The organism is Allobosea sp. FBZP-16 (assembly GCF_002831785.1).
GTDB classification, from domain to species: Bacteria; Pseudomonadota; Alphaproteobacteria; order Rhizobiales; family Beijerinckiaceae; genus Allobosea; species Allobosea lupini.
This window is the reverse complement of record NZ_LNCQ01000027.1, coordinates 20501-27406: the sequence shown is the minus strand read 5'-3', so window position 1 is coordinate 27406 and position 6906 is coordinate 20501. Positions and strand designations below refer to the sequence as shown.

Genomic DNA, 6906 nt, shown 5'->3' with positions numbered 1-6906 from the left:
AAAAAAAAAACGGCGAAGCTGTGGCGTTCGACGAGGCCCGTCGAGGCGAAGATCTTCACCGTTCGATAGACGGTCGATAGTGATATGCCCGGATCGATCTCGGCAACCCGGCGGTAGATCTCCGGCACGTCTGGATGATCGTCGGCCCTGGCGACGACGTCGGCGATGATGCGGCGCGGCGCCGTGATGCGCTGCCCCGCCTGGCGGCAATGGCTGATCAGAACATCGGCTGCGTCGGACATCGCTTCCTCCCTCCAGCCTCATTAATGAGAATGGTTCGCAAATGCATTGACAATGTGGCAGGCGCCCGTAATCTGCTTTTGCAAACGAATTGCAATTTCAGGGGCGGGCGATGCTCAACAAGGTCGAGACCGTTGAAACCGGTTGGCGCAAGGCTCGTGGCGAACCGTCACTGCTCGACGTCTTCAGGACGATCTCGGTCGCGCCCGGCGCGACGCCGTGGCGCAAATTCCTGGCCTTCTTCGGCCCGGGCTATCTCGTCGCCGTCGGTTACATGGACCCCGGCAACTGGGCGACCTCGCTCGCCGGCGGGGCGCAGTTCGGCTACACGCTGCTCTTCGTCGCGCTTCTTTCCAACATCATGGCGATCATCCTGCAGGCGCTCTGCGCGCGGCTGGCCATCGGCTCGGGCCGCGACCTCGCCCAGGCCTGCCGCGACGCCTATCCCCGCGCCGTGTCATGGCCGCTCTGGCTACTGGCGGAACTCGCGATCTGCGCCACCGACTTGGCGGAAGTCATCGGCACGGCGATCGCGCTCAATCTGCTCTTCGGCATGCCGTTGGAAATCGGCGTCGTCGTCACGGCGCTCGACGTCTTCGTGATCCTCTGGCTGCAGAACAAGGGCTTCCGCTGGATCGAGGCCTTCATCATCACGCTTCTCGGCGTGATTGCGATTTGCTTCGGCGTCCAGATCGCCCTTGCCGACCCCGACTGGGGCCAGGTCGTGCGCGGCTTCGCGCCGACGACGCAGATCGTCACCAACCCGCAGATGCTCTATCTCGCGCTTGGCATCATCGGGGCGACCGTGATGCCCCATAACCTCTATCTGCATTCGGGGATCGTGCAGACGCGGGCCTTCGGCGAGAGCCTGCCCGAGAAGCGCGACGCCCTGAAATGGGCGACGGTGGACTCCACCGTGGCGCTGATGTTCGCGCTCCTGGTCAATGCCTCGATCCTGATTCTGGCGGCGGCGACCTTCCACAAGACCGGCCAGACCGACGTCGCGGAGCTAGGCCGCGCTCATGAACTGCTCGCGCCCCTGTTGGGCCTGTCGATCGCGCCGACGCTCTTCGCCATCGCGCTGCTGTGCTGCGGACTGAACTCGACCGTGACCGCGACGATGGCCGGCCAGATCGTCATGGAAGGCTTCCTCGACATCAAGCTGCCGGCCTGGGTCAGGCGGCTCGTCACGCGGCTGGTCGCCATCATCCCCGCGATCATCGTGACCTGGATCTACGGCGCCAGCGAGACCGGCAAGCTCCTGATCCTGAGCCAGGTCATTCTCGGCCTGCAACTGCCCTTCGCGATCGTGCCTCTCGTCATGTTCACCGCGTCGAGGAGCAAGATGGGCGAGATGGTGGCACCGAAATGGCTGACCGTCACCGCAGCCCTGATCGCCGCGATCATCATCGCCTTGAACATGAAGCTGCTGTTCGACCTCGCCACGGGTTGAGCGTGATCCGCCATGTCGCATTGCGGGGGCGGCAGCGCCCCGCTATGTCCGGCCCGTGACAATACGACCGGCCAGAACCGTCATCATCCGGGCGCTGCTCGCGCTGGCGATGGCCTATGTCCTGATCCTGCAAGGGGTGTTCGCAAGCGCCGCCGCTGGCTCGCGCCTTGCCATGTCGGTCGGCGAGCCAGGCCTGACGCAAGCGTTGTGCTCGGGTGCTCAGGCTCCCGACGCGCCTGCATCGGACGAAAGCCCGCACCACGCGACCGCGCAGCCGTCCTGTTGCGCCTGGAGCGCCTCGGTGGCGGTCGATCCCGTCCTGCCTCCGACCTCGCCGGCGATCGCCATCCCCTACCTCGTTCCGGCCGGCCTGCCGATCGCGTTCGGACAGGCCGCGCCGCCGGCGATCCTGTTCCGAGCGGCGACCGCCCAGGGGTCAAGGGCACCTCCCATCCTCAAAGCGTGACCTGAGCGCCGGCCCTCCCGCCGGCACCATCACCCTGACGAGGATCATCCATGAAGCGTTTCGCGATCGGCGCCGCCGGCGTCGCCCTGTCTTTGGCGGCCTATGCCGCCACCCCCGTCCGCGCCCACGTTTATGCTGTCGGGACGCTCAAGATCGGCCATCCCTGGGCCAGGGCGACGCCGCCCTCGGCGAAAGTCGGCGGCGGCTATCTCGCCATCGAGAACATCGGCCCGGAGCCCGACCGTCTGGTCGGCGGCTCGACCGAGGCGGCGGCTCGCGTCGAAATCCACGAGAGCAGCCTCACAGACGGCATCATGCGGATGCGCGAGAAGACGGACGGCGTCGTCGTCCCGCCCGGCCAGACGGTGGAGTTCAAGCCGAGCGGGCTGCACCTGATGCTGGTCGATCTCAAGGCGCCGCTGAAGCAGGGCGAAAAGGTCAAGGCCATGCTGGTCTTCGAGCGCGCCGGCGCGGTCGCGGTCGAGCTGCAGGTGCAAGCCGTCGGCGCGCCGCAACCGGCCGCGACAGGCCATACCGGGCACTGAGGCGCGCCATGCCAATCCTCAAATGGATCCGCTACGGCGCCTGGGCCGGCGTCGTTCTCATAGCCTTCGTCAGCGCTGCCCTCATGCTGGGGTGGTGGCAGGTCGATGGTCCCGGTCGCTCGCTCGCCGGTCGCGCGGCCGTCCAGGGCGTGCCCGCGATCGGCGGGCCGTTCACGCTGGTAGACCACACCGGCAGGTCGGTCACCGACGCCGACTATCGCGGCAAACCGATGGCGGTCTTCTTCGGCTTCACGCACTGCCCCGAGGTCTGCCCGACCACTCTGGTACAGATGGCCAACCTGACCGGGAAGATCGGAGCGGCGGCGGATCGCCTGCAGATCCTGCTGATCACGGTCGATCCCGAGCGCGACACGCCGGAACAGCTCGCGCTCTACCTCCAGTCCTTCGATCCCCGCGTGGTGGGCCTGACTGGCTCCCGCGAGCAGGTCGATGCGGCGCTCGCCGCCTACAAGGCCTATGCGAAGAAGATCCCGACCGAGAGCGGCTACACCATGGACCATTCGGCTTCGGTCTATCTGATGAAGGCCGACGGCAGCTTCCGGACGATGATCGACTACCACGAGGAGGAGGCTTCCGCGCTGGAGAAGGTCCGCATGGTGCTCCGATGAGCCCTCGTGGGCGCAGGGTGTTCGTCGCCGCGATGCTGGCGGCGATCGTGATTGCAGCGGCATCCGGCTATCTCTTCGCCACGCGACGAGTTCAGCCGGCAGCGCCCGTCCTGGCCGGACTGACGATCGAGACCGCCGATGGACGACTGCTGTCGGGAGAGGCCTTCCGCGGCCGCTTCGTCCTGCTCAACGTCTGGGCGACCTGGTGCCCGCCCTGCGTCAAGGAGATGCCGTCGCTCGACCGGCTGCAGGCGATAAAGGGCAGCGGCACGTTCGAGGTCGTGGCCCTGTCGATCGACCGGCAGGGGCTGGAGGTGGTGCAGCCGTTCTTTCAGCGGACGGGGCTAAGCCGCCTGGCGATCTATCTCGACCGCGAGGCCAGGAGCATGCCGGCGCTGAAGATCACCGGATTGCCCACGACCGTGCTCATCGACCCGGCAGGCCGCGAGATCGCCCGCTGGCCGGGGGCACGTGAGTGGGACCAGCCGGCAACCGTGGCGGACATCGACGAGCACATCGCCAGGTCCAGGGAGACGACGCGATGATCCCCGTCGCCGCAGGCAGGGCCGGTCAACAGAGCGCGAGGACGCTGCGCCGCGATTGCTCAGCTCCGACCGCCTGGGCTATTCTCCAATCATGACGTCGATCGGCACATCACGGGATCTGGGGCGAGGCCTTCTGGCCGCCGTCTGCGGTCTCGTGCTGATGTTCCAGTTGATGGCGAGCGCGCTTGCCGGCAGCACCCATCTCGCCGCCAAGTTCGACGTGGGGGAAATCTCCCTCGTCGAGATATGTGGCGCCACGCCGGAATCGAAGCGTGATCGGTCGGCCCATGTCGAGGGCGTCAATGCCTGCTGCGTCTGGGCGAAATCGGTCGCGCTGGCGCCGTTTACTCCCCCCGCACCGGCATCGCTGATCCCCAGACGCGCCGCACCGTCCGAGACGATCTTTGTGCAGCGTCTCGACGCGCCGGCTTCGTGCAGCCCGCAAGGTCCGCCGCAAGCGACGGGTCCACCGCACCGCAGCTGAAGGGCGAGCCTTCGCGCGGCCTGCGGCGTCATCGCGCGCAAGCCTTTCAGTCCAGACCCGTCGCCGCCGGCCGTGAGCGTGGACGCTCGCCATGCTGGACTTGCGCGGCATGACCATTCCGCTTTCGAGGCCCGAGATTGATCGGACCAGTGCTCATATCCAGACGGCTCGTGTTGTCGGCGGTCGCCATGGCGACGCTGGCGGTCGTCGTCTGCTATGTCGTGGTCGCCGACAGGACGTCGCGATCACGGAGCGCCGACGCGCTCGTGTTCCAGCGGCTCGACGGCAGCTCCACCGGACTTGCCGGCCTTCGCGGGCAGGCCGTGCTGCTGACCGTCTGGGCGACATGGTGCTGGTCCTGTCGCCAGGAGCTGCCGGCGCTGGCGAGGCTCCATCGCGGCCTGGGCGGACGGCCTCCCGCCGTGATTGCACTCTCGGTCGATCGCGACGGCGCGGACGTCGTCGAGCCGCTGCTGGAGCAGCTGAGCGTCAAGGACCTGCCGGTCGTCCTCGACCCGACGGGCGTGTCGGTTGGCCGACTGGCCATCTCGGGGCTCCCGACCACGATCCTGCTCGGCCCCGACGGCTCCGAAAAGGGGCGCTGGCATGGCGTCAAGGCATGGGACGAGAAGCCCATGATGGACGAGATCGCGGGGCTTCTCGCCGATCGTCCTGGAAGGCAGGCCCGCTGATGGACATCGCCAATATCGGCATCTGGGCGGCGCTTGCGGCCGGGGCGGTCTCGTTCCTCTCACCCTGCGTCCTGCCGCTCGTCCCCGGCTACGTCTCGTATATCGCCGGCGGCTCGGCCGCGACCGTCGATCCGCCTTCCCGATCCTCATCACGGCTGAACGCCGTCGTGATGAGCGTCTGGTTCGTGCTCGGCTTCTCGACGGTCTTCGTGCTGCTCGGCGCGGGCGCGAGCGCGCTCAGCCACCTCCTCCTCGCCTATCGCTATGAGGCCGGCATCGTCGGAGGCGCGATCGTCCTCGTCTTCGGCGTCTTCACGACCGGGCTCGTGCGCCTGTCCTGGCTGGAGCGCGAGCTTCGGGTCCAGGCGCCGATCGCCGGCGGTCGGCCGGTCGGCGCATACCTTCTCGGCCTCGCCTTCGCCTTCGGCTGGACGCCCTGCATAGGCCCCGTTCTCGGCGCCATCCTGACTGTCAGCGCGACGTCGCCATCGGCCTCCAGCGGCGTCGCGCTCTTGAGCGTCTATTCGCTCGGCCTCGCGATCCCCTTCCTGCTGACGGCGCTGTTCGCAGACGGCATGACGGCGAGACTTCGCCGCCTGCGCGGCGCGGGACGCGCTCTGCAGATCATGGCCGGCGTCACCATGATCGCGATGGGCCTGGCCATGATGTCTGGCCAGCTCTCGACGATCGCCTTCTGGCTTCTCGAAACCTTCCCCTTCCTCGCCAAAATCGGATGAAAGGCGTGATTTCCACATGACCGGCAGCGACAGCGCCGCCAGCGGGCACGACCGCTGGCTCTATCTCTTCATCGCCTGGATCGTCGCGGTCGCGGCGAGCCTCAGTGCGCTCTTCATCGGCGAGGTCGTCGGCCAAGCGCCCTGCAGCCTGTGCTGGCACCAGCGCGCCTTCATGTTCCCGCTCGCGATCCTGCTCGCGGTGGCGAGCTACCGGGGCGACGCGGGCGCCTGGCGCTATGGCCTGCCTTTGGCCGTCATCGGCATGGCGATCGCCGGGTTCCACAGCCTGCTTTACGCCGGCTTCATTCCTGAGGGCATCCAGCCCTGCTCGCAGGGCCCCTCCTGCGCCAGCGCCGACATGACGATCCTGGGCATGCTGCCCTTGCCGTACCTGTCTCTCGCGGCCTTCCTCGCGATTGCCGTCGCGCTCATCGGCTCCAGACCAAAGGCCGCATCATGAACCGCCGCGCTATCGTCGTCCTCACCGGCGTCTCCGCCCTCGCGCTCTTCTCCGGTGCGACCGTCTTCCACAAGAACGAGCAGGCCAAGCGGGCCCGCGCCATCGCGGCCTCGCGCACTGAGGCGCTGGTCCGCGACCACTCGCCGGTCATCGGCCCCGCGAGCGCGCCCGTCACGATCGTCGAGTTCTTCGACCCGTCCTGCGAGGCCTGCCGCGCCTTCTATCCGCCGCTCAAGCAGATTCTGGCCCTGTTCCCGAACGATGCACGGCTCGTGATCCGGTACGCAGCGTTCCATGAAGGCTCCGATCAGGCCGTCAAGATCCTCGAAGCGGCGCGCCTTCAGGGCAAGTTCGAACCCGTCCTCGCGGCGCTGCTGGAATTCCAGCCGGAATGGGCCGACCACGACAAACCCGATCTGGAGAAGGCGTGGGCGCGGGCGAAGGACGCCGGGCTCGACATCGAGCGCGGTAAGCGCGACGCAGCCCGGCCGGACTTCCAGACGACCTTGGAAAAGGACGCCGTGGACGTGAAGGCGCTTGAGGTGACCCGGACGCCGACCTTCTTCGTGAACGGCCAACCTCTCACCGAATTCGGCCCGCGCCCGCTTTACGAAATGGTCAAGCGCGAGGTCGAGAAGGCGCGGAAATAGGCTCG

11 protein-coding genes are annotated in these 6906 nt (G+C 67.4%); 10 read left to right on the top strand and 1 reads right to left on the bottom strand.

Annotated elements, in window-relative coordinates; genetic code table 11:
• On the bottom strand, nt 1-242 hold a 242-nt coding region (locus CXY91_RS14540), incomplete at its 3' end, for a Fur family transcriptional regulator (protein WP_199777447.1).
• A gap of 110 nt (nt 243-352) precedes the next feature.
• Between CXY91_RS14540 and CXY91_RS14535 the strand changes: the two genes are divergently transcribed.
• The 10 genes from CXY91_RS14535 (at nt 353) to CXY91_RS14490 (ending at nt 6901) form a co-directional block, all read left to right on the top strand.
• The gene (locus CXY91_RS14535; RefSeq protein ID WP_054211099.1) at nt 353-1693 is read left to right on the top strand and encodes an Nramp family divalent metal transporter; all 1341 of its coding nucleotides are present in this window, start codon (nt 353-355) and stop codon (nt 1691-1693) included.
• A 55-nt stretch (nt 1694-1748) separates the two neighbouring features.
• Nucleotides 1749-2159 carry a DUF2946 family protein gene (locus CXY91_RS14530; protein ID WP_156330401.1) on the top strand — a complete coding sequence of 137 codons (411 nt, stop codon included), beginning with the start codon at nt 1749-1751 and terminating at the stop codon, nt 2157-2159.
• A 50-nt stretch (nt 2160-2209) separates the two neighbouring features.
• On the top strand, nt 2210-2704 hold the full coding sequence (locus CXY91_RS14525) for a copper chaperone PCu(A)C (protein ID WP_054211101.1): 495 nt from the start codon (nt 2210-2212) through the stop codon (nt 2702-2704).
• Between the two features lie 8 nt (nt 2705-2712).
• On the top strand, nt 2713-3333 hold the full coding sequence (locus CXY91_RS14520; protein WP_054211102.1) for an SCO family protein: 621 nt from the start codon (nt 2713-2715) through the stop codon (nt 3331-3333).
• A gap of 17 nt (nt 3334-3350) precedes the next feature.
• Nucleotides 3351-3878: a TlpA disulfide reductase family protein gene (locus CXY91_RS14515; RefSeq protein ID WP_054211103.1), complete on the top strand. Its 528-nt coding sequence runs from the start codon at nt 3351-3353 to the stop codon at nt 3876-3878.
• 91 nt (nt 3879-3969) lie between these two features.
• Nucleotides 3970-4362 carry a hypothetical protein gene (locus tag CXY91_RS30190; RefSeq protein WP_156330402.1) on the top strand — a complete coding sequence of 131 codons (393 nt, stop codon included), beginning with the start codon at nt 3970-3972 and terminating at the stop codon, nt 4360-4362.
• Between the two features lie 188 nt (nt 4363-4550).
• Nucleotides 4551-5054, top strand: a complete 504-nt coding sequence (locus CXY91_RS14505) for a TlpA disulfide reductase family protein (RefSeq protein WP_158673413.1) — start codon at nt 4551-4553, stop codon at nt 5052-5054.
• A complete protein-coding gene (locus CXY91_RS14500; protein WP_054211106.1) occupies nt 5054-5791 on the top strand; it encodes a cytochrome c biogenesis CcdA family protein in 738 nt (245 codons plus the stop codon). The genes CXY91_RS14505 and CXY91_RS14500 overlap by 1 nt, the downstream gene beginning before the upstream one ends.
• A 16-nt stretch (nt 5792-5807) precedes the next feature.
• Entirely contained in the window at nt 5808-6251 is a 444-nt protein-coding gene (locus CXY91_RS14495; protein ID WP_054211107.1) for a disulfide bond formation protein B, read from the top strand.
• Entirely contained in the window at nt 6248-6901 is a 654-nt protein-coding gene (locus CXY91_RS14490) for a DsbA family protein (protein WP_054211108.1), read from the top strand. The genes CXY91_RS14495 and CXY91_RS14490 overlap by 4 nt, the downstream gene beginning before the upstream one ends.
• Nucleotides 6902-6906: the final 5 nt, after the last annotated feature.

Excerpts from the sequence above, each read along its gene's own strand:
- CXY91_RS14490 (WP_054211108.1), top strand. The coding sequence starts at position 6,248 with ATGAACCGCCGCGCTATCGTCGTCCTCACCGGCGTCTCCGCCCTCGCG.
- CXY91_RS14500 (WP_054211106.1), top strand. The coding sequence starts at position 5,054 with ATGGACATCGCCAATATCGGCATCTGGGCGGCGCTTGCGGCCGGGGCG.
- CXY91_RS14535 (WP_054211099.1), top strand. The coding sequence starts at position 353 with ATGCTCAACAAGGTCGAGACCGTTGAAACCGGTTGGCGCAAGGCTCGT.
- CXY91_RS30190 (WP_156330402.1), top strand. The coding sequence starts at position 3,970 with ATGACGTCGATCGGCACATCACGGGATCTGGGGCGAGGCCTTCTGGCC.
- CXY91_RS14525 (WP_054211101.1), top strand. The coding sequence starts at position 2,210 with ATGAAGCGTTTCGCGATCGGCGCCGCCGGCGTCGCCCTGTCTTTGGCG.
- CXY91_RS14495 (WP_054211107.1), top strand. The coding sequence starts at position 5,808 with ATGACCGGCAGCGACAGCGCCGCCAGCGGGCACGACCGCTGGCTCTAT.
- CXY91_RS14505 (WP_158673413.1), top strand. The coding sequence starts at position 4,551 with ATGGCGACGCTGGCGGTCGTCGTCTGCTATGTCGTGGTCGCCGACAGG.
- CXY91_RS14520 (WP_054211102.1), top strand. The coding sequence starts at position 2,713 with ATGCCAATCCTCAAATGGATCCGCTACGGCGCCTGGGCCGGCGTCGTT.